Here is a 20,912-nt window from a genome sequence, read left to right on the forward strand (position 1 = left end):
CAAACAACCTCTTAAAAATTCCTAGCTTTATGGCTAACTGAGTCAAACTCAAACCTCTGATTTGGATCGGTTTCGCCATAAATATTAAAAGTCACAGTTGGTTCATCACCCACTGCTTCTACACTGTGAATTGCATCGGGAGTAAAGCTAATAATGTCTCCTGGGAAGAGAGTTATCTCTCCCGTTGCTTCAATTTTGTCCTGAAATTCTGGGCTATTGGTGCGTCGCCAAAAAGTATTTTTTTCCTGGCCTCTTAGCACCGCCACGATTCCCCATGTCCCATGATTATGAATGTTTGAACGGGTTCCTGGTGCAAATGTTACTGTTTGCACTGTTAACGGAAAACCCAATTCATCATATAGGAGTAAAACAGAGCTTCCCGTTTTGGGTGAAGGTTCTAAATTTTGACTTTGCACCCAGTAGGAATTTACCATCAAGCGCCTTACGAGCATCCGAATTTCTGGCAGACAATTGGTTTCATTGTCGCTGCTATTGAGAACATCTTCCACCTCAGTTAAAAACCGATAAAGGCGGTAGTTTTCTCTCAATAAATCCCATGCTCTTACAGATTTACAGTCTTGATGCTGACCGTCCCCTGTTAGCAGCCAATCCCTACCTTTCATAACTTTTAAATTGATAGTGGAGAAGATTGGAACACAATGATCGGTGAGACATTAGGAATGTTACCTACAGGAAGTTTAGTAGGTATGTTAATAGGAGGGATGATAGAGTTACTATCAGTACTTGCTCCTAATAGGGAATAGGATTTGGTAGATAACCAATTGTTCATGATTTCACCTTGACTTTTCATTCCTGACTAATTAATCGTCTTCTTCTGCTGGACGTGTCAAAATATCCAGCAGAATACCAGAACCAAAATCATTCTTTTCGTCTATCTGTTTGACTCTGGTGCTGATTTCTTTGGCTTGCTCAATTTCTCCTAACTTTGCTAGCACTAATCCAGAAGCAGCATAAGCATTTAAGTACAATCGAATTTGTGGGTCTTCTTTGCGATTGACTAATATCGGCTGAAGTTGCTCCCAGTCATCAGGAAATTGTTCTAGTTCTTTAATTTTATCTAATAATTTGACTGTTGTTTGTAGTGCAAGAGAATAATTATTTTTATAATAGAAAAATCTATATGCTGCTACCAAGACATCTGTATTATCACTAGTCTGGTCTAAAGCTTGTTGAATATATTTTTCGGATTCTGATGTATTCTCCCAGTTTTGTGCAGCGAGAATTAATAGGTTTTTGATATCATCTGGAACCTCAAACCAGGAGAATTTATTTGTATCGACTTGCATAATTAACTCCTGAATAGAGATAAAGAGGACCGGAGATATGAGACAATACGGTTCGGTTAAAGCAAGAGAGATGATAAATCGCCATCAAGACGAAAGATTGATTATTGTAGAGACGGCGATTTATCGCGTCTTTGCTTTGCCCAATGCCCAATTTAAAACAAAGTAAGAACGTACACCAAGGTGAATAAAACAATCCAAATAATATCTACGAAGTGCCAGTAAATCTCTGTCATTTCGATGAAAGTATGATTGGTTGCAGAATATTCACCAGGGAGACGCGATCGCCACAATGCACGTAATATCAATAACAGTCCAATAAAAACGTGCAAACCGTGGAACCCTGTCATGATATAAAAGCAGTTGGCGAAGACGTTGGTGGTCAAACCATACCCCAATGTTGAGTACTCATAAACCTGACCAGCCAAGAAAATTGCCCCCATGATTGCAGTAATTGCATACCACAGTTGCATTCCCTTGACGTTATTCTTTTTAATCGCCGTATCACCGAAGTGAATCACAAAACTACTAGACACCAGAATAATGGTGTTAATTGTCGGTACAAGTAGTTCTACTTCACTCCCTTCTGGAGGCCAAACGGGTGTAATACCTCTAAAAAACAAGTAAGTAGCAAAAAATCCCCCAAACATCAGAGATTCAGAAGCAAGGAATGTCAACAATCCCCAAACTCTTAAATCTGGATGTTCTTCGTGTCCTGCACTGTGTTCTTCGCTTGTGGTTGTAGCTATAGTCATAGATTTTTTGACAATACGATCTACTCTGTCTGTTGTGGAAGCTTAAATAAAGAATGAAGTCTGAATCAGCAAAATTTCCATTCTTTATCCAAAATCCTTGTTTAGCCAAACTCTTGACTTGTTCAGGAATTTTAAAAATTCCGAGTTTCGTGTTCTGAACTCGGCCGTTTGTGTTCTGAACTCGGCCGTTTGTGTTCTGAACTCGGCCGTTTGTGTTCTGAACTCGACCGTTCGTGTTCGGAACTCGGTCGTTCATGTTCGGAACTCGGTCGTTTGTGTTCGGAACTCGATCGTTTGTGTTCGGAACTCGGTCGTTTGTGTTCGGAACTCGGTCGTTTGTGTTCTGAACTCGGCCTTTCATGTTCCAAGCTTGAAAGTTTGAGTTCCAAGCTTGGAGTTTCAAGTTCTCAAATTTAATGACTAGAAGTTTCAGTGGCTTTGAGTGCGATCGCAATACTGAATATACCAACTAAGCACTAACTTCCGGCGTTGCAGATGGCTGTATTTCAGTACTACGATCGTGACCGTAGTCATAAGGGCCATGAGTCACAACCGGCAACACTTCCCAGTTTTCAATTGCAGGTGGTGAGCTAGTTGTCCACTCTAAAGTCAAAGCTTGCCAAGGATTATCACCAGCCAAAGGCCCTTTCAACCAACTGTAAATCATGTTGATGGTGAAAGGAATTACCGATATCCCCAAAACAATTGAACCGAAGGTGCAAATTTGATTGAGGTCGATAAATTGGGGGTCATACATTGCCACTCTTCGCGGCATTCCTTTCAAACCCAACTCGTGCATCGGTAAAAAAGTGAGATTTGTGCCGATGAAGGTGAGGGCAAAGTGAATGCGTGCCAAGTTTTCATTCAACATTCGTCCGGTCATTTTGGGGAACCAGTGATAAATGCCGGCATAAATGCCAAACACAGAACCGCCAAACAGAACGTAATGGAAGTGTCCGACAACATAATATGTGTCGTGGACGTGAACATCAAAAGGTGCTGTTCCCATCGTCACACCACTTAAGCCGCCCATGACAAACATGGACAACAAGCCAATGGCGAAAAGCATCGCACCTGTGAAGCGGATTTTACCACCCCAAAGGGTAGCAACCCAGGCAAAAATCTTCACGCCCGTGGGAACTGCAACGATAAGAGTGGAGATGGTGAAGAACATCCGCATCCAGCCGGGTGTACCACTGGTAAACATGTGGTGTACCCAAACGAACAAACCCACAACGCAGATGGCTACACTAGAATAAGCGATCGCTTTATAACCAAAAATTGGCTTGCGGGAGTGAACTGGAATTACCTCCGACATGATGCCGAAGATGGGCAGAATCATTAAATATACTGCCGGGTGAGAATAAAACCAGAATAAGTGTTGATAAATTACAACATTACCGCCCGCATCTGGTTTAAAGAAGGATGTACCAAAGTTGAGGTCAAATAACAGCAGAACTAAACCGGCTGCTAATACAGGTGTGGAGAAAAGTGCTAGCAGTGAGGTAGCCAAGATTGCCCAGCAAAACAAGGGCACTTGATCCCATTTCATGCTCGGAACCTTCATCATCAAAATGGTGATTACGAAGTTCAGCGAACCCAAAATTGAGGAAGTTCCCACCAAAACGATCGCAAGTATCCACATAGTTTGAGCGATTGGCGCTGTCACCAAACTCAAAGGTGGATAAGCTGTCCAGCCAGATTGCGAACCGCCAAAAATGAAACTACCTAATATAAGCGCACCGGCTGGTGGATTTAACCAAAAGGCGATCGCGTTCAGCTTCGGGAAAGCCATATCCCTAGCACCGACCATCAACGGCACTAAATAGTTACCAAATCCGCCAATAGCGCTAGGAACAATCCACAGGAAGATCATAATCGTCCCGTGATTGGTCATGAAAGCGTTATACAGATTGGGGTCGAGTACGTCTGATTCTGGTGTTGCTAATTCCACCCGCAGCGCGATCGCCATCAGTCCGCCGATGAGATAGAAGACAAACGCCGTCACCAGGTATTGAATACCAATAACCTTGTGGTCAACATTAAAAGTAAAATAATCTTGCCATTTCCACGCCTTTGGATGGGAAGCGTGGCCAGCCACCATTTCCGGTTTATTTCCTTCTGGTGGATTATTCCGTGGAAATTCTACCTGCGTCATATTTTTGTCCTTTGTCGTTTGTCATTTGTCATTTGCCTTTTATCGTTTGTCCTTTATCATTTGTCCGTTGTCATTTGTCAGTTACCAATAACTAATGACCAATGACTAATGACCAATGACTAATGACTAATGACTAATGACCAATAACTACTGACTCTAGAGTTGCTGCACTGATTCCCATATCATGGGTGTGAGGCGCGAGAAACTCTGATGTTGATAAGTCGGCTGGATTAACTGCAACAACTTGATTGGGGTTTTGCTGTTGAGCAATCTGGTTTTCTGTCCGCCAGCTATTATATTCTTCCGGTGTGTGGACAATTACCTGTGTCCGCATTGAACCGTGATAACCACCGCACAATTCAGCACAAACTACGGGATATGTACCTGGTTTGGTGGCGACAAATCGTAGTTCGGTAGGGATACCGGGAAGTGCATCTTGTTTCAAGCGGAAGTTTGGAACCCAAAATGAATGAATTACATCTTGTGCTGAAAGGTTGAGTTGAACATCAGCACCGACGGGTATGTGCAATTCCCCAGAGGTAATGCCACTATCAGGGTAATTAAATATCCAGGCATACTGTATGCCTTTGACATCAACAACTAAGTCGGCTGGTTTCCCTAGAGTTTGAGGAGATGCGCCAATACCGATTGTTGGAGCAACTGTAGCTTCAGAGGTATCGCTAAGTGTAGCAGCGTAGGCGTAGCCCGCCGTAGGCATCGCGGTTCCTGACTTATGAGCAACATGAGCGGCTGAATGAGGATGACCCGCAGGCTCAAAACCGCCCATTCGGTTAAAAACATCTACACTGTAGATGCCCAAACAGAGGACAATCACTGTTGGAATTGCTGTCCAAAAGATTTCTAAGGGAACGTTACCTTCCACTCGTGCGCCATCGGTATCGTCACCCTTGCGGCGACGAAACTGAATCAAAAAAAGTACAATAGTTCCTTGTACTACTAAGAAGAATGCGATCGCAATGGTAAACATGACGTTGAAAAAACCGTCTACCAAAGGCGCTTGTAGCGATGCCTGCACCGGCATAAGAGTGTGGTTTTGACCGATCCAAATGCTGATTGCTGTAACTGCTATCCCAGCAACCAGAGTCCATAGTGAAACAGGAACTTGTTGCATACATGCTACCTGCTTTGTAAACAGTCTTTTATAGGTACTGGGTATTGGGTACTGGGTACTGGGGATTAGGTATTAGGTATTAGAAAAACTATTCCTTGTCTTCCCAGTCCCTAGTCCCCAGTCCCTAGTCCCCACGGGTATTGGGTATTGGGTACTGGAGATTAGGTATTAGGTATTAGAAAAACTATTCCTTGTCTTCCCAGTCCCTAGTCCCCAGTCCCCAGTCCCCACTCCCCACTCCCTTTTCACTTTTCACTTATTAACTTTCTAACGTGCAGCCATAAAAAAAGGGGGAAAATTCCAGATTTTTTCCATATCTTTCCCCCAGAAAATTACAAATTATATTTCAACTCCTATGAAAAAGTTAGCCCCCCGCTTTCAAAAAAGCTCGTTGTTCCAAGAGGGCACTGTTGGCCTAATATTGATTAGGCTATATTAGCAGCAAGTTTAAGTTTGTTAATAGCTGACATTTTGCGATTTACGCATTTGTTTACTGTGAACTATTTCTTAGTTGCAGTAAATACTTAGTATTCCCCTCAAGTTACCTTGCCTAGCGCATTTGCGCTTTTTACAAACAGTGCCTCCTTGAATTAACAACAATTTGGACTAACTCTAAAAACTCTAATTATTTCCTGCAACATGGGTGTAGCAATTTTTCGGACAAATCCGCGAACACGCTTCACAACCAATACAGTTTTCTGGAGAAGTAACTGCCATTACTTTCCGTTCAACTTCTTCATCATCTTCGTCTTCTACAAATTCGCCTTCTTCATTGAGTGCCTTCAAACCTAGCACATTGTACCCGCAGACTTTAACACATCTGCCACAGCCGATACATTTATCTTTGTCAATTTCTTGAGCGAATTTTGGTGTCCAAGTTTTACCGCCAAATGTCAAACCTGTTAGTTGTGCCATTAATAATCCCTTGGCAATTTTGCCTATCAATCTGTTTGTGCATTAATCATCATATTATCCTAATCTTTTCTTTTGTTGTATTCAAAACTCACTTTTGCCTTATAAAAAATCGATAACTTTGAACACAATGATAAATCATTTTTTAAATCAAAAATAAATGCAAATTATTGCCAATAGTAATTATGAATGCTTAAGTTTACCTCGTTCCTATAGAACGCATTCATTGACTCTCTGACTCAATCTCTGACTGGAGGCAGCAGCCGCTAATCAGCTATTTCCATGCAAAGTATAGAAAAAAGAGACGCATAAATTACAGGTTTGAAACCTACCCTCGTCGGTAAAGCCTGATGTAAACGCAAGTATATCGATAAAAGTGATGATATTGTTTTTCAAATACTTTTAGTTTTAGACAGATAAATCTAGATAAACAGTATACATATATACAAAAATAAATGTTCGTTAATTACATTTTGATATATGCAATATGTATTTTGCAAAGCAACAATTTGCAACTCGATCTGATTCAACTATTTATATAAATGATGACAAAATAAATATTGGTTTTCCATTTAAATCAATATAATGAATTTATGAAGGAAACATAATCAATTTATAAAGCAACTGTGATTTTTATGGCAGAATCTGAACGTGCCTTAAATATTAAAATTATTAATAAATCAGAGGAAGTCCAATCCTGTCAGGGTTAAATATGTTCTCGAAACACTTTATAGTTAAATACCAAATGTTCATTAAATACGTAATTAAATGAAGATTAAGATATTTTCCTAAGCTTGGTACGAACAAATTAATCATTTATTTCATGAAATGTATAGTTAATAAATAAGTTTTGTCCGGCTCGGTTTAAAAGCCTTAAATAGCTTCCGATTGGATGCCAAGTCAAAATATGGATGTGGGGAGTTAATGGGCGAGAAAAATTATTCTCGCCAGAAAGATTATGTGGTAGCGAGTCATGAATAGACAGGACTCATCCAGGGGAGAACTGAGACAGACATCTCAACGATTAGAGTGGGAAAAGAGCCAAATGCCTTATACAATTCCTAACAACAGTTGCGTTGGATGTGACAACTGCCGCCCCCAATGTCCTACGGGTGCAATCAGAATAGAGGACAATGAATATTGGGTTGATCCTGGTCTTTGTAATAATTGTGAAGGCTATTATTCAGAACCACAATGTGTAATAGCTTGTCCAACTAAGTCTCCCATTCCTTGGCAGGCGAAAAAAGGGAGATGCAAAGTTGAACCGAGAGATGCTAGCAGTTTAGACTTGTTTTCTAACGGCAAGAATAATCCATTTGCTTCTGCGATCGCAATTTGGGAAGCTTGTAATGTACTAGCACAACGCACATCCCTACATTGGGAAACCGATGAAGACGGCTACATCAGTTACAGCCGACAAGTTAATCAAGGTAAGGGTGCGATCGCATTTCACATCCAAGATCCATTGAAAGTTAACGACAAGGCTACAGATATAGCAGCAATTGAAGGGCTTGACATTAGAGCCGCTTGCATACATCTAATTTTTGCAGCTTACGCTACAGCCTTAGATCAACCTTGGGAACAAGAATTTGCGATCGATGAGCGGCAAATCGAGAAATATTTGGGGATGGAGAAACGCAAAGATTTAAGCAAAGCTGCCAAGCTAGCTTTAATGAAAAATCTCGTTCAGCAAGCTTGCTCCCTAATTATCTCCATTGACTGGCCGCAACAAGGTCGAATTAACGGATTCTCTGTTAAAAACTGCCGCTTATGGCACTTAGTAGATATTCAGCACCACTTTCAAGAAGACAATCTTGGATGCAAATATCTTATTGGGCTAACTTTTAAAGTCAAAGCAGGTGCATGGGCGCAATATTTCTTAAATAAACAAGCGTGTAAAGAGCGAACCGCATTCTATCAATACGGTAGTCTCCCTAAAACACTACTAACCACAGTTATGAGCATTTGGCAGCAACACGAAGGCGCAGTCCGATTAATGCTGTGGTTGCTGTTTAAAACCAAAATGGGCAAAGAACAACGCATTACCATTCCTACCTTGCTGCGTATTGCCTACGGTGAAGAAAAAGTTGCCCTTGCATCCAGACAACGCGAAGAACGCAAACGTCTGTTGCGAACCTTTGAAAGCGATTTGGAAATTCTCAATCATTATGGAATGAAGCCACTTTTCGATCCAATTACTTACCCACCAGAAATTCAACCTTTGTGGGCGAAGTTAATCGATCTTCCAGAAGATCCAGATGAAGCATTAGAATTTTGGACAAACGACGGTGGTGCTGAAACTCGCCTCACAGACACAGGCCCCCGTGGAAAGTGGAATCTGCTCATGAATGCGCGGATTTTAGCTTTTGAACTCCCACCAGAATGGGAACAGCAAATTTCCGAATCAGAAAAAAAGCAACGGCGAACTGCTAAAGCCAAAAGAAAACCCAAAGCTACAAACGATTTACTGGGCGAACAGATTTTGCAAGCGCGAAAAAATTTGAATCTCTCCCAAAGAGAATTGGCAAAACTCACAGGTAAAAGCCAAAGCTGGATTCGAGATATCGAAAATGGTCGTTTAAAAGCCAAATTAGAAGACCAAATACTGTTACGAAAAGTGCTGAATGTTGGTCAATCTTGATTTTGGATTTAGAATTTGGGTTCTAAGTGAGGAGTTAGCAATTATTTCTCCCCAGTCCCCTTTACTGTCAACTCTTCGGTAGAAAAAGCCGATAAGATTCGCTATCCATCAAAATTCTATAGCCCAGCCACATTAGTACAAAGGGAAATATCTTACTAGCATAGCGACTGAGGACTAAAGCAATACCAGGTAGGCGAGTTAGGTTATAGGACATCAATAGCCAGCATAAAACAATGACATAGCAAACTGGTATGATTACGGACAAATTTTGGATTGAGCTAGTGGCAAATAGGGGAATATAGATCCCCAAATTGTTACCACCGTTGGCAAGCGTGACGGCAGAGACACGATAGGTTTGTGGATCGCGGATTACGTCCCAGAGCGATCGCTTTCTGGAATCAAATCCTCGATATTTAGAGTTTATTTTCAGATTGGCTGACTTATCTTCATTTGAGTCATCCTGATTAAGGTTGCGTAAATTGTTCAAACCAATGAGTATCGGCAGAATCCCTAATAGACCAATCCAAGTTGACGGAATTGCTAGGCCCACTAAGAAACCAATCAAACTTACTATCACTAATCCCGTGAACCCTAGAAGCTCACCAACTACAACGTGCTGAGGCCGAAAAGTCCGATTAACTGAGCTAAAAAAAGCAGTCAGATAAATATTGTCGTCAAAGGTTGTTGCTATAGCAGCAGCTAGCCCAATCTTAATTGTTGCAATTAACCAATCCATCACCATCACTCGCTCAACACCTGTTTGATGACCGAAATTACCAATTGCTCAACCTGAGCAATCAGCCCCACGATATCGATAAATAGGGTTTGTTTATCTCAGATTTCCATAAGTCACACTCTACCGGAGGCGATCGCCAACAGAGGGAATTAATCTTGGATGTTGGTTCCACTGCCATCATCCAAAAACCTAAGTTATTTACCAATTTCTCTAACTTCAAAAAAAAATGGGGTAAGCCTCAGTAATAATATTTGACATCCTCCCCACCCTACTCCGTAGAGGGTGGGGATTCCAAAGATCGCTCTTTGGGTTTCCTCTTTCCACGAGTTGATTTGCTTTTATGAGTTGCCTCACTCAAGTATTGATCGGTCTCTCCAGAGGCCTTAGTTCCGGTGTGACCCACCGTACTCAGACCTTTTTCTAATATGTTACGTGCTGCATTCCAATCTCTATCTTGGGTATGTCCACAATGAGGACAAGAATGGGTTCTAGTACTCAGAGATTTCTTGACAATTTGCCCACAATTAGAGCAATTTTGCGAAGTATAGTGAGGCGGCACAGCAACTGTCACCACGCCAAACACTTTACCAAAATACTCAACCCATTCACGGAACAGCGACCACGACGCATCACTAATTGATTTAGCCAAGCGATGATTCTTGACCATATTCGCAATGAGCAAATCCTCGTATGCCACGAGGTCGTTAGACCTCACCACGCACCTTGCTGTTTTTACAGCAAAGTCTTTACGCTGGCGACTTACTTTGAGGTGAAGACGCGCAAGTTTATTTCTAAACTTAACTCTGTTTTGAGAACCCTTTTTAGTCTTGGACAAACGACGTTGCAGCCGTTTTAAAGACTTTTCACTTTTACGGAGATGTCTAGGATTGGCGACAGTTTCACCATTAGTATCGGTGTAAAAGTGATTCAAGCCAACATCAATGCCAATAGTTTTACCCGTTGGTTCATGCCTTTCTACTCGTTCTTGGTCAATGCAAAACTGGGCATAATACCCGTCTGCACGACGCACAACCCGCACTCTTTTAAACTGCTTAAGTTGGTAAAAATGCAGGTCACGGGTTCCCCAAAGTTTAAAGGTTCCCGCCTTGAATCCGTCGGTGAAAGTGATGTATTTCCGGTCATCGTCAAGTCTCCACCCACAGGTTTTGTACTCAACAGAACCGTGCGTTTGCTCTTTCTTAAACTTTGGAAATCCCTTTTTCCCCGGTGAAGATTTATTGCAGTTATCAAAAAATCGAGCAATGGCAGACCAGGCTCTTTCAGCACTGGCTTGTCTTGCCATTGAGTTGAGCTTTGATACCCAAAGAAACTCAATATTAGCAGCAAGCACAGCGCAGAATTTATTCAGGTCATAGCGTCCAATACCCTTGCTATCCATCCAGTATCTCAGGCAACTATTACGCACAAAACGAGCAGTTCTAATCGCTTCATCAAGCGCTCGATACTGCTCGTTTTGTCCTTCAAGTTTCGCCTCAAATACTATCATTTATATAATCTAAATCGACATAAATAGTATACTATGATTGTTAAAAACTTCGCTATTATACAGACTTCATTTCGCTGACGCTCAATATGAGTCTGCATAGTGGTAAGTTTTTAACCGCTTTACATCCACGAACGAACTACGAGACGTTGAGGCAGGGGTATTACAGCGATTCGATAAACGACCCAAAAAAGTATAACACTCTGGCTGCATTCTCGGATGTAATGCGCCATTCATTACCAGGATCAATTACTAGAGGGGTTTCAGCCCAAACCCTTCAAATCATCCGCCTAACCAAATAGATGGTTATTTCAGCCAAGGACTCATAATGATTAGCCGTTTCATTAACCTTCTGCCTAGAAGCACAGGTCAAAACATCTTACAGTCGCTCAGAGCAGCCATTCGGAGATACAGGTTTGCAGTCTTATTTTGCATCGGTCTTGCTGCCAGTTTGGTCTTGACTCTGGCTTTTGACGGTCATGCTGCTGTCGCTTCTGAATCTACTAATACACTCTCCTCTCTACTAAATCAGTTCCAAATACCCAAAAATTCGACAACTCGGTTACTAGAAACCGTAGGGCTATTTGTGGGAGGCATAATTTTTTGTATAGCTTTGGATCGCTGGTTTTCTAGCCGTTCTGTTGGATCTAGCAACACACCCTTAGCTGAACAAGCGCGGCGGCTCAAGCAACTCAAAATTGGGTATCCAGAGGGGATGACAAATCTAGAAGTTCTCAGGACTCAAGGCTTGCTCGAAACGCGTTTGCAACCTTATGGGCTGAGTGTCACTTGGGCAAGCTTTTTATCAGCCTCTTCTTTAATAGAAGCACTCAGTAACGGGACAATTGACTTCTGCGGCGGTGGCGGCACGGCCAGCATCTTTTCTCAAGCAGCAGATCATGTATTTGTGCGGGTAGCAAAAGAAAAATATACCGCTCCTAAAGGTCAAGCGATTTTAGTACCGGAAGATTCGCCGATTCAGACACTAGCAGACTTGAAGGGTAAAAAGATAGCTTTTGACAAAGGTTCAAGCGCCCATTATGTGCTTGTGCGATCGCTGGCGAAAGTAGGTCTAGATTTTAGTGACATTGAGCCAGTTTATCTCACACAGCCGGAGGCGCTACCCCGATTCCGCCGTGGTGAGGTTGATGCTTGGGTGATTTGGGTTCCCTACACAGCAACTCAGACCCGAAGCTCTTACCCAGGGCGATCGATTGCCGATCTGGAGAGCATATTTGGTGACAAAGCTTCCATAGAAGTTCCGACTTATTACTACGCGATTCCAGAGATAGTACGCGACTATCCCGACCTGCTCAAGGTAATTTTAGAAGAGGTAAACGAAGCTGGAGCTTGGGCTAAGAGACAGGAATTGGAAGCGGTTCAACGAATGGCACAAAACCATGAAATCGATCCATCCATTGTAGAAACTTTACAGCAACGTAGTGCCGAACGTGCCATCATCCCCATTGACGATCAATCACTCACTGCTCTACAGCATCAAGCAAATGTGTTTAGGGATCTAAATCTGATTCCTGAGCGAGTGAATGTGCAAGATGGAACCTATAGCTTACAGACTAAGCAAAACTGGACTTATTAATTCGACACTGAGGGAAAAACAAGCCTGGGGAAGTAGGGGAAGAAAAAAGAAATTTGATAGTTTTCGTGGATGCAGGGATTGACCAATTAGATAGATGTATACCCCAGCCTTTTATGTACTATAAGTCATTACCTTATTAGAGGTAAGCCAAAGACTACCTACAGCATATTTAGTAACTACCAATTCTTTTGTAGCATTGCATGAACTCTTCAATTGTTGAGTTCTTGTTTCATCTTTCACAAGTTTAGCTTGGTAAGTGTAGAGAGAACCAGAAGGTTGTTCAAAACTTAGCTCACCCAGAATAGTATTATTGTCTAAACTTTGCTCTAAAATTTTACCTGCAACTTTGTAGTTAAACCAATCCCATCCGTTTTTAAGGATTAGTTCTCTTTCCAAAACCTGAAGTGCAGCAGGTAGAATTCCCCAGCCTCGATAGACTTTCTGTAAGCATTGAATATCACCAGTCCGAGTCAAAATCGCTCTAAATGAATCTCGATCGAGACGACCATAGTATCTTCCTTCTGGCAAATCTATGATTGTTGGTGCAAACCGATGTCCCCCAAAGTGCGATGATTTCCAAATTCGCACATTATCTAAGCACAAATCAGCATTACTAGCTGTAACATTAAAGTAAAAAGGAGCGCCATATCTAGCACAGCACTTATCATGGCTTCCGTGGGTACAAACTAAAATATCTCTAGCTATACTACTTTCTACCTCAGAATTAGAACTGATACCCCATAACCATTTTTGGACAACTGCTGCTACTTGCTCAATATTTCCTAGCTGAAATTCTTGCTTATGGTATCCATTACTTAATCCCTCTTCTTTTTGATAAATTAAAAGCGTAGTCTGATTTACTTTATGTGAGACATCATTAGCAATTAAAAGAAATCTAATCGGTAATTTAGCACGCTTCAGTTCCTCTACCAAAACCCTCAAGTTCTGGGGCACCCATTTTGAATTAAAAGGTTCTGATGTCCAAGGTAAAGGACACTCAACTAAAATATAGGTTTGATAATTGGTGGCGCTACCAATAACATCTTCTCCTACTTGCTGTGACTCATCAGAACAAAAAAAAGTATTCATCTCGCTGTACTCATTAGCGTATTTTATGGACAAAAGGTATTACAAAATACAATTGTGTTCTTAGCTACAATATCCTTGGCTAAAGGAGATAAAAAAGAACAATATTCATTTCCCTGTTAAAACTAGGTAGCCACTTTATAACATCATTATTTATCGAGGTCTTTCCGGTTAATAAATTCTCCACAATAGAGATAAACAGTGTCAAGAGATATTTTTCCGTAGGAGTGGCGTTAATTTTGTATCTAGTTTTATTGTTATTTGGTATTTTATAAATTTTTACTTGCTGTAACTCGGCTTTGCTTAACTTGTTTTCTTTGGCAAAATTAAATAGATTCAGCCTTATACACAGACGCAAAGCAACTTGGATAATTACCGACGATCAACTTGCTGACAAGATAAATGTAGCTGAGACTACAATCAAAAATATTGCTAGCAGTAACCTACTTATTTAAAGTTTTGCTGAAATTATTTACATAGCTAGTTACAAATCCTGTTTTTAGATATAAAAATATAATTTTTGCTCTTCTTGTGAAGAACATCTTTCTAAAGATAGATGCGTAAACACTTGATAACTAGATAATTTCTTGTTAAGCCAATACTGGTTGAAAAGTTTTTCCACGCTATCTGCTTTTAATATATCTATACATTTATACATATTGCAAATAATTCTCAATTAGGATAGAAAAATAAAAACAACCAAATTAGGGGTAAGTGCTTTACTGCCCCATGCTTCATGTGCAATAAATTAATGTTCAAAACTAGTGACTAATTATTACCCGCGTCACTGACATCAACATTAACAAACCTGTTATTTACCCTTTTACCTAATCTAACTTCCTGAAGCTTATGTCAGGGTTTGATTATATGTATCTGCTTTGACTCTAACTGAACTCAATAATAAATGCAAGTATTTGATAATCTTTATAATTCCTTTATCCTTTGTTGCCTCTATAAGGTTGTTTAAATCAAGGGACATAGGCATTTTATAGTGGAGATAGCTCACTTGAACAAGCATTCATTCCTTCCATACAATAGATAAAGTTTTGCAATTGTGACAAATTGTTGCCAGTAGGGTAATCCAAATATCTGTGGCTATGGCGATCGCATATTTCTACTTTCATGCAGAATTGAATCATTTTTTACCACGGCATCACAAGCAGGTGAAAATCTGCCATTTTTTTGAGGAGAAAGCCTCAATTAAGGACATGATTGAGTCGTTGGGTGTGCCTCATCCAGAAGTTGATTTTATAAATGTTAATGGTGAATATGTAAATTTTTCTTACATTGTTTCCGGTGGAGATACTATTAATGTTTATCCAATTTCAGCTAGGAATGTTATTCTACCAAGCATTTCTGTTTTACCAGAACCGATCGCTACTATTCGCTTTGTTTTAGATATTCATTTGGGGAAGCTGGCGACATCTCTACGACTTTTAGGTTTTGATACTTTATATCGCAATGACTATGAAGATGAGGAGTTAGCCCAAATATCCCACACTCAAGGGCGGATTCTTTTGACTCGTGATAAAGGGCTATTAATGCGTAGTTTGGTAACGCACGGGTATTATGTTAGAAATACTAACCCTCAAGAACAAATTATAGAAGTACTGCAACGCTTCGACTTATTTAAATTAATTGCACCATTTAAACGGTGTTTGCGTTGCAATGGATTATTAGAATCTGTAGATAAGCAATCGATTATTGAGCAAGTGCCAGAAAACGTGCGATCGCACATTGATGAATTTCAGCGTTGCCAAGACTGCGATCGCATTTATTGGAAAGGTTCACATTATGAACGATTGCAACAGTTTATTGATGGAGTGTTGAACTCAAGAAAAGGTGAGTGAATGACATTAATTTTAGCTCTCGATTTTGGTGGAACTAAGCTAGCAGCAGGATTGGTAAATATCGGTTCGAGAAAGTGGTTGCGTTATGAACGTCGTCTCTCGCCAGTAGGTGCAGATGCTAGCACTGACTTGGGAATTATGCGATCGCTCATTTACTCGCTGTTAGAAGATGCAAAACCTGCTGCGATCGGTGTCAGCTTTGGCGGCCCAGTAGACGCTTCCACGGGGACGGTGCGACTATCTCATCATGTGGCTGGATGGGAAAACATTCCTCTCAAAGAGTTGTTGGAGGATGAGTTTGGTGTGAGTGTTGGTGTAGATAATGATGCGAATATCGCTGCTTTGGGAGAACATCGTTTTGGTGCGGGACAGGGATACGATAGTCTGTTTTATATTACTGTCAGCACTGGCGTGGGTGGTGGTTGGATACTCAACGGGCAACCTTGGCGGGGTGCTGGTGGGATGGCTGGCGAAATTGGACATATCGTTGTAGATCCAGCTGGGCCAGTTTGTTTGTGTGGGAAGCGGGGATGTGTGGAACGTTTGGCTTCGGGGCCTTATATGGCGCGAAATGTTAGGGAAATTTTGGAGAACGAACCACAGAGGCGCGGAGAACTCAGAGATGGAAAGGTTTTGAGGGATTTGGTGGGGGATGATTTAAGGTTGTTGACGGGACAGTTGGTAGCTGAAGCGGCTGCTGCTGGGGATGAATTGGCAAGGGAAGTTTTGCATAAGGCTGCTTGGGCGCTGGGTGTGGGTATTGGCAATGTGGCGAACTTGATGAATCCGCAGCGCTTTGTGTTGGGAGGTGGTGTGATGAAGGCGGGGGAGGATTTTTGGCGGGTGGTGCGTCAGGTGTCGCGGGAGACGGCTTTACCGGAGGTTGATTTTGAAATTGTGCCGGCGGTTCTGGGGGATGATGCGCCTTTGTGGGGCGGTGTGGCGATCGCTTTGATTGCAAATCCTCAATTTGTAAATGAGTGATGTGTATAAATGCAAACAGAACTAGTTATTTTTGACTGTGATGGAGTGTTAGTAGACAGTGAAGGATTAGGCAATCGCGTTCTTGTAGAATTTGTGGCTGAGTTTGGACTTGCAATGAAACTTGAAGAAGCCATTTTGTTATTTAAGGGTTGCAAAATGGCTGATTGTGTTGCTGTCATTGAGCAAAAACTTGGAAAAAATCTGCCGCAAGATTTTGTGACTCAGCTTCGTACCCGCACTGCTGAAGCATTCGAGCGTGAACTACTTCCTGTAGAAGGAATAGAAGCAGCTTTAGACAAGATTAATCTACCTATTTGCGTTGCTTCCAGTGGCCCACCGGAAAAAATTAAGTTAGCTTTGCGTGTAACTAACCTACTACCTCGATTTGAAGGACGTATCTTTAGCTCATATCAAATTGGAAGCTGGAAACCGGCACCCGACTTGTTTTTACATGCAGCTAAAAATATGGGGTTTCAAGCTCCATCTTGCACTGTTATAGAAGATAGTATTTTGGGTGTGCGTGCAGGTGTTGCTGCTGGTATGAGAGTTTTAGGTTACACCGAGCAAAGTGAGGCTACTCTACTTGAGGCATCTGGAGCGCGTGTCTTCCACTCCATGTATCAACTGCCCTCTTTGTTGTCACACGATTAAAAAGCAGATGTCAAATAATGCTTCTTTGGTAGATTCAATTGTTGTTTTCTTTAATTATGAGTCTCACGGTCAAAATTAAGTAGAACAGGGTAAATGATTAAAGGTTTGTAGTGAGAACTTTAGTTCTCAAATAGGACTAAAGTCCTTACTACGAACTAATTTCCGGTAAATTTATATTACTTTATATAGTTTGTTTTTTTCAAGTCGTTCTATTTAACATTGTGAGCGATATTCAAATGTTTTCTTTTGTTTCCACCTAATATTATTTCTGAATAGCTTGGCGAAATTCTCTAACTGCTTCCAAGGGAGAAGATAATAAAAGACAACGATTTAGCAGGGATAAATCTAATTCTGGAAATAACTCGCTGTGAACAACTTTCTCATATTCTTGTTCTCGTAAGCAGTAAACTTCAATTGTGCCATCTTCCCAAAACCAAACTTCTGGAACTCGCATTAACTTGTACTTCTGTAACTTTATAGGACTACCACTGGTAATCACCACTTCAATACACAGGTCTGGTATAGATTTGTCGGTTCCAAAGCAATAAGATAAATCTGCTTGATATTCTAATATATTGGGAATAATCTGGCTAAAACTCCCACTAGGGAAAAATTCAATCCTCTGTTCCACGAAATACTGCCCCAGCAGCAGACCCAGTAAACACCTAATAGCCTCATGAGGCTTACCAATTGTCACTATTTCTAAGACTCCATCACAATAAAACAGCCGCACACCTGGTACATTTTCAAAGCTGGCTTGAATTGCTTTAAACTGTTCCCAAGTTAATCCATGCCGGAAAAAGCGTTGTTCTTCTGGTAAGTTAATAGTATTTTCTAACGTTTGAGTCATAAGATTTTTTACTCTCCCAGTTAGTAGTTACGAAAATTATCTTATTTACATTTTAAGTCAAAACTAAATTATCTCGGTGAATTACTGTTTCTACACCGGCATAGCCTAAAATTGTCGGAATTTCTCGTGAATGACAACCGCGAATCTTTTGCAGATTGTTGCTGTTGTAATTCACAAGTCCTCTAGCAATTTCGTTACCATTGCTGTCACACAACTGGACCGCATCTTGTGTGTTAAACTCTCCTTCTACTGCTTTAATCCCAGCAGCTAATAACGATTTTCCCCCTAGAGAAATTGCCGCGATCGCACCTTCATCTAAATACAATTTACCCGCAGGTAAAAGTCCGTAAGCTATCCAACGTTTACGCGCTGAAGTTGGTTCAGGTTGCGGTTCAAAATGCGTCCCAATCAGTTCACCTTGAATAATTTTTTCGATATTCCGGGGAAATCGCCCTTGAGTAATTACAGTCCGCACTCCCGCAGCGATCGCAATTCTCGCAGCCGAAATTTTTGTTAGCATCCCGCCAGTCCCCCACTGAGAACCTTGGGAACCTGTTTGTATTTGTAATTCTGCTAATTCTTTAATGCTACTAACTAAAGCGATCGGTCGAGCATCTGGCACTGAACGGGGATCGGCTGAGTAGAGGCGATCGACATCGGTAAGTAAAAATAGCCAATCTGCTTCTACTAAGCTGGCAACCAATGCCGAAAGGGTATCATTATCACCAAATTTTAGTTCGTCTATCGCTACAGTATCATTTTCATTAACTATGGGGATTACTCCCAGTCCTAGTAATTCCTGGAAAGTATTGTAAGCATTGAGATAGCGGCTGCGCTGTACTAAGTCGCTACGTGTCAATAATACTTGAGCGATCGCCTGTTGCAGAGTAGTGAATAAATCATCATATATACGGATTAGCCTACCTTGTCCAACTGCTGCTACAGCTTGTTTGAGTGCGATCGCTTTCGGACGTTCAGTTAAGCCCAACCGCGCACAACCCACGCCCACAGCCCCAGAAGAAACCAAAATTACCCGATGTCCTTGGCTTCTCAAATGGCAGAGTGTTTCTGCCAAAGTAGCGATCGTAGAAAGTGCTAATTGTCCCGTTTCTGGTTGAGTAAGGCTAGAAGTACCGATTTTGACAACAATTGTTAGTGACATCTAAAAAGTGAGGAGTTAGGAGTGAGGAGTTAGGAGTTGAATTTAGGGCTTTCCAAGAAATAAATTATTCATTTGTAGGATGGGCATCTTGCCCGTCCTAATATTGGGGACGGGCAAGATGCCCATCCCACAAGAAAATTTGGGATATTTTTTTATTTGGAAGTCCCTTAATTCATAACTCATAACTTCTAACTCCTAACTAAATTTGTAAAGCGCCAATCCCTCTATAGTGAAGGTTGACGCTTTACGCAAGTATATTTACTTAGTATGAGTTAGGGTCTTTTTTGGCTGACCCCATGTTATTAATACTTATGATCCCCGATTTTTAGCTTCCAGTAAGATTCCTTAAGCATTTCTTTAGATTTACTTTCCTGACGATTTTTCAAGTTTTGTGAATCTTGCTTTTCTTGGGGGTAATAGAGGCTCCCAAAATTTCGGATACCCAAACTTCAAAGTTGCGGACGGGATGAGAACGCAAAGCTGCATCGGCGTGGACAATGGGTTCAACTAAAATGGTAAACATCCCTAAGCGATTACCTGCGATGACATCGGTAAATAAGCGATCGCCTACCATCCCCACTTGATGCACTGGTAGATCCATTGTCCTGACTGCTGCCCTAATTTTGCGTCGGGAAGGCTTCGCTGCACCTAAATAGTAAGGTAGGTTGAGCGATCGCGCAATTCCCCCAATTCGTGCTTCACTCAGGTTGTTACTCACCAAACACAATGCAGTACAGGTGCGAATTTGCTCCACCCACTCTCGGAGTTCTGGCGAAGCCATCCCTACTGTAAAGGGTACTAAAGTTTCATCTACATCCAATACCAGCCCCTTCAGTCCGTATTTTTGGATAATATCTGGTGTTAGGTTCAACACTGAACCTTCTAAAATCAAATCAGGTTGCAAAAGATTGTTCCAGGCCATAGTCAACAGTCAAATTTAATAGCTCAGACAAATGAGCATAACCCAATATAGTTTAGTTAGTCGAACTCCATTCTGGAATATCCCCCTGAACATTTTGAGATAAAATAACTAAAATATTATCTATCTCTCTAATTTAATATTTATTCAAATCAATAAATACATCGTTTTATGATAAGTTCAAAAAAATCAAACATCCCCCAGTTTTACAGCATCATCAATTTTCCTAATTTCATTTCCTTCCTCTTGAATAAATCAAAGTTCGTAGTCGGGACTTTAGTCCTGATAATTCTTTTTTTGAGCGATGAATCGCTCACGAGGAGCTAGGATCTTATTTGATGTTTAATTATGCCTACCTACTTAATTGACCCTGCAACAATTGAAATTAGTTTTGTTGTAAACGTGGAAGTAAAAATAAATATTGAATGTAAAAAAAACTTCTTAAAAGTAGCTTAATATATGTTAATATTTGAAGAAAATAATTAAATATAATTTTTTAGATTTACAAAATTCAATGTTTTTGCTCTCATTGGGGATTTGATTTACAGAATTGTTGGGAAAACACTCTTTAACTAAGTACTCAGAACCAGGCTATAGCGTTTCTTAATCACATGACTTACATCATAGCCCCCTCCTCGCTTGCGGGGAGGGGGTTGGGGGTGGGGTTCTTG

The 20,912-nt window shown here is 41.0% G+C and carries 20 protein-coding genes; 6 read left to right on the forward strand and 14 right to left on the reverse strand.

The annotated features are described in order from the left end of the window. Window positions 1–11 precede the first annotated feature (11 nt). Both CDG77_RS01145 and CDG77_RS01150 read right to left on the reverse strand, forming a co-directional pair. Complete coding sequence (locus CDG77_RS01145; protein WP_094327465.1) at window positions 12–623, reverse strand: cupin; 612 nt, start codon at window positions 621–623, stop codon at window positions 12–14. A 198-nt stretch (window positions 624–821) separates the two neighbouring features. Next, complete coding sequence (locus CDG77_RS01150; protein ID WP_094327466.1) at window positions 822–1,307, reverse strand: hypothetical protein; 486 nt, start codon at window positions 1,305–1,307, stop codon at window positions 822–824. A 37-nt stretch (window positions 1,308–1,344) separates the two neighbouring features. Here CDG77_RS01150 and CDG77_RS38395 point away from each other — a divergent pair, with 37 nt between their 5' ends. Further along, window positions 1,345–1,473: a hypothetical protein gene (locus CDG77_RS38395; RefSeq protein WP_258169661.1), complete on the forward strand. Its 129-nt coding sequence runs from the start codon at window positions 1,345–1,347 to the stop codon at window positions 1,471–1,473. Here the strand turns inward: CDG77_RS38395 and CDG77_RS01155 are convergent. The 5 genes from CDG77_RS01155 to fdxB form a co-directional block, all read right to left on the reverse strand. Further along, window positions 1,460–2,059: a cytochrome c oxidase subunit 3 gene (locus CDG77_RS01155; protein ID WP_094327467.1), complete on the reverse strand. Its 600-nt coding sequence runs from the start codon at window positions 2,057–2,059 to the stop codon at window positions 1,460–1,462. The genes CDG77_RS38395 and CDG77_RS01155 overlap by 14 nt on opposite strands. 131 nt (window positions 2,060–2,190) lie before the next feature. Further along, a complete protein-coding gene (locus CDG77_RS35120) occupies window positions 2,191–2,448 on the reverse strand; it encodes a hypothetical protein (RefSeq protein ID WP_143856943.1) in 258 nt (85 codons plus the stop codon). 80 nt (window positions 2,449–2,528) lie between these two features. Continuing rightward, on the reverse strand, window positions 2,529–4,217 hold the full coding sequence (gene ctaD / locus CDG77_RS01160; protein WP_094327468.1) for a cytochrome c oxidase subunit I: 1,689 nt from the start codon (window positions 4,215–4,217) through the stop codon (window positions 2,529–2,531). Window positions 4,218–4,350: 133 nt separating this feature from the next. Then, window positions 4,351–5,349 carry a cytochrome c oxidase subunit II gene (locus CDG77_RS01165; RefSeq protein ID WP_094327469.1) on the reverse strand — a complete coding sequence of 333 codons (999 nt, stop codon included), beginning with the start codon at window positions 5,347–5,349 and terminating at the stop codon, window positions 4,351–4,353. 621 nt (window positions 5,350–5,970) lie between these two features. Beyond that, on the reverse strand, window positions 5,971–6,264 hold the full coding sequence (gene fdxB / locus CDG77_RS01170) for a ferredoxin III, nif-specific (RefSeq protein ID WP_094327470.1): 294 nt from the start codon (window positions 6,262–6,264) through the stop codon (window positions 5,971–5,973). A 1,042-nt stretch (window positions 6,265–7,306) separates the two neighbouring features. Between fdxB and CDG77_RS01175 the strand changes: the two genes are divergently transcribed. After that, entirely contained in the window at window positions 7,307–8,902 is a 1,596-nt protein-coding gene (locus CDG77_RS01175; protein WP_094327471.1) for a helix-turn-helix domain-containing protein, read from the forward strand. A gap of 67 nt (window positions 8,903–8,969) precedes the next feature. Here CDG77_RS01175 and CDG77_RS01180 read toward each other — a convergent pair whose 3' ends face one another. The 3 genes from CDG77_RS01180 to CDG77_RS01185 form a co-directional block, all read right to left on the reverse strand. Then, complete coding sequence (locus tag CDG77_RS01180) at window positions 8,970–9,638, reverse strand: cadmium resistance transporter (RefSeq protein WP_094327493.1); 669 nt, start codon at window positions 9,636–9,638, stop codon at window positions 8,970–8,972. Window positions 9,639–9,699: 61 nt separating this feature from the next. Next, complete coding sequence (locus CDG77_RS36165; RefSeq protein WP_223269679.1) at window positions 9,700–9,843, reverse strand: hypothetical protein; 144 nt, start codon at window positions 9,841–9,843, stop codon at window positions 9,700–9,702. 63 nt (window positions 9,844–9,906) lie between these two features. Further along, complete coding sequence (locus tag CDG77_RS01185) at window positions 9,907–11,145, reverse strand: RNA-guided endonuclease InsQ/TnpB family protein (RefSeq protein ID WP_094327472.1); 1,239 nt, start codon at window positions 11,143–11,145, stop codon at window positions 9,907–9,909. 325 nt (window positions 11,146–11,470) lie between these two features. On the opposite strand from CDG77_RS01185, the gene CDG77_RS01190 reads away from it, so the two are divergent. Beyond that, the gene (locus CDG77_RS01190; RefSeq protein WP_094327473.1) at window positions 11,471–12,739 is read left to right on the forward strand and encodes an aliphatic sulfonate ABC transporter substrate-binding protein; all 1,269 of its coding nucleotides are present in this window, start codon (window positions 11,471–11,473) and stop codon (window positions 12,737–12,739) included. Between the two features lie 111 nt (window positions 12,740–12,850). On the opposite strand, the gene CDG77_RS01195 is transcribed toward CDG77_RS01190, so the two are convergent. After that, window positions 12,851–13,828, reverse strand: a complete 978-nt coding sequence (locus tag CDG77_RS01195; RefSeq protein WP_094327474.1) for a sucrase ferredoxin — start codon at window positions 13,826–13,828, stop codon at window positions 12,851–12,853. A 1,094-nt stretch (window positions 13,829–14,922) separates the two neighbouring features. Here CDG77_RS01195 and CDG77_RS01205 point away from each other — a divergent pair. From CDG77_RS01205 to CDG77_RS01215, 3 genes are read left to right on the forward strand one after another with little or no spacing between them, the layout of a single operon-like run. Further along, window positions 14,923–15,675 carry a Mut7-C RNAse domain-containing protein gene (locus tag CDG77_RS01205; protein WP_094327476.1) on the forward strand — a complete coding sequence of 251 codons (753 nt, stop codon included), beginning with the start codon at window positions 14,923–14,925 and terminating at the stop codon, window positions 15,673–15,675. Beyond that, on the forward strand, window positions 15,676–16,659 hold the full coding sequence (locus CDG77_RS01210; RefSeq protein WP_094327477.1) for an ROK family protein: 984 nt from the start codon (window positions 15,676–15,678) through the stop codon (window positions 16,657–16,659). It abuts the gene before it with no gap. Window positions 16,660–16,668: 9 nt separating this feature from the next. Beyond that, window positions 16,669–17,310 carry an HAD family hydrolase gene (locus CDG77_RS01215; RefSeq protein ID WP_094327478.1) on the forward strand — a complete coding sequence of 214 codons (642 nt, stop codon included), beginning with the start codon at window positions 16,669–16,671 and terminating at the stop codon, window positions 17,308–17,310. A gap of 262 nt (window positions 17,311–17,572) precedes the next feature. Here the strand turns inward: CDG77_RS01215 and CDG77_RS01220 are convergent, their stop codons facing one another. From CDG77_RS01220 to CDG77_RS01230, 3 genes are all read right to left on the reverse strand, one after another. After that, the gene (locus tag CDG77_RS01220; protein WP_094327479.1) at window positions 17,573–18,160 is read right to left on the reverse strand and encodes a Uma2 family endonuclease; all 588 of its coding nucleotides are present in this window, start codon (window positions 18,158–18,160) and stop codon (window positions 17,573–17,575) included. 52 nt (window positions 18,161–18,212) lie between these two features. Then, on the reverse strand, window positions 18,213–19,322 hold the full coding sequence (proB, locus tag CDG77_RS01225) for a glutamate 5-kinase (RefSeq protein WP_094327480.1): 1,110 nt from the start codon (window positions 19,320–19,322) through the stop codon (window positions 18,213–18,215). Window positions 19,323–19,704: 382 nt separating this feature from the next. Beyond that, entirely contained in the window at window positions 19,705–20,244 is a 540-nt protein-coding gene (locus tag CDG77_RS01230) for a YqeG family HAD IIIA-type phosphatase (RefSeq protein ID WP_094327481.1), read from the reverse strand. Between the last annotated feature and the right edge of the window lie 668 nt (window positions 20,245–20,912).

Source organism: Nostoc sp. 'Peltigera membranacea cyanobiont' 213 (assembly GCF_002245975.1).
GTDB lineage: Bacteria > Cyanobacteriota > Cyanobacteriia > Cyanobacteriales > Nostocaceae > Nostoc.

Excerpts from the sequence above, each read along its gene's own strand:
- CDG77_RS01145 (WP_094327465.1), bottom strand. The coding sequence starts at position 623 with ATGAAAGGTAGGGATTGGCTGCTAACAGGGGACGGTCAGCATCAAGAC.
- CDG77_RS01180 (WP_094327493.1), bottom strand. The coding sequence starts at position 9,638 with ATGGATTGGTTAATTGCAACAATTAAGATTGGGCTAGCTGCTGCTATA.
- CDG77_RS01210 (WP_094327477.1), top strand. The coding sequence starts at position 15,676 with ATGACATTAATTTTAGCTCTCGATTTTGGTGGAACTAAGCTAGCAGCA.
- CDG77_RS01150 (WP_094327466.1), bottom strand. The coding sequence starts at position 1,307 with ATGCAAGTCGATACAAATAAATTCTCCTGGTTTGAGGTTCCAGATGAT.
- CDG77_RS01205 (WP_094327476.1), top strand. The coding sequence starts at position 14,923 with ATGGCGATCGCATATTTCTACTTTCATGCAGAATTGAATCATTTTTTA.
- CDG77_RS01175 (WP_094327471.1), top strand. The coding sequence starts at position 7,307 with ATGCCTTATACAATTCCTAACAACAGTTGCGTTGGATGTGACAACTGC.
- CDG77_RS01215 (WP_094327478.1), top strand. The coding sequence starts at position 16,669 with ATGCAAACAGAACTAGTTATTTTTGACTGTGATGGAGTGTTAGTAGAC.
- CDG77_RS01195 (WP_094327474.1), bottom strand. The coding sequence starts at position 13,828 with ATGAATACTTTTTTTTGTTCTGATGAGTCACAGCAAGTAGGAGAAGAT.
- CDG77_RS01230 (WP_094327481.1), bottom strand. The coding sequence starts at position 20,244 with ATGGCCTGGAACAATCTTTTGCAACCTGATTTGATTTTAGAAGGTTCA.
- CDG77_RS01185 (WP_094327472.1), bottom strand. The coding sequence starts at position 11,145 with ATGATAGTATTTGAGGCGAAACTTGAAGGACAAAACGAGCAGTATCGA.
- CDG77_RS01220 (WP_094327479.1), bottom strand. The coding sequence starts at position 18,160 with ATGACTCAAACGTTAGAAAATACTATTAACTTACCAGAAGAACAACGC.
- proB (WP_094327480.1), bottom strand. The coding sequence starts at position 19,322 with ATGTCACTAACAATTGTTGTCAAAATCGGTACTTCTAGCCTTACTCAA.
- CDG77_RS01165 (WP_094327469.1), bottom strand. The coding sequence starts at position 5,349 with ATGCAACAAGTTCCTGTTTCACTATGGACTCTGGTTGCTGGGATAGCA.
- CDG77_RS01190 (WP_094327473.1), top strand. The coding sequence starts at position 11,471 with ATGATTAGCCGTTTCATTAACCTTCTGCCTAGAAGCACAGGTCAAAAC.
- fdxB (WP_094327470.1), bottom strand. The coding sequence starts at position 6,264 with ATGGCACAACTAACAGGTTTGACATTTGGCGGTAAAACTTGGACACCA.
- CDG77_RS38395 (WP_258169661.1), top strand. The coding sequence starts at position 1,345 with ATGAGACAATACGGTTCGGTTAAAGCAAGAGAGATGATAAATCGCCAT.
- ctaD (WP_094327468.1), bottom strand. The coding sequence starts at position 4,217 with ATGACGCAGGTAGAATTTCCACGGAATAATCCACCAGAAGGAAATAAA.
- CDG77_RS01155 (WP_094327467.1), bottom strand. The coding sequence starts at position 2,059 with ATGACTATAGCTACAACCACAAGCGAAGAACACAGTGCAGGACACGAA.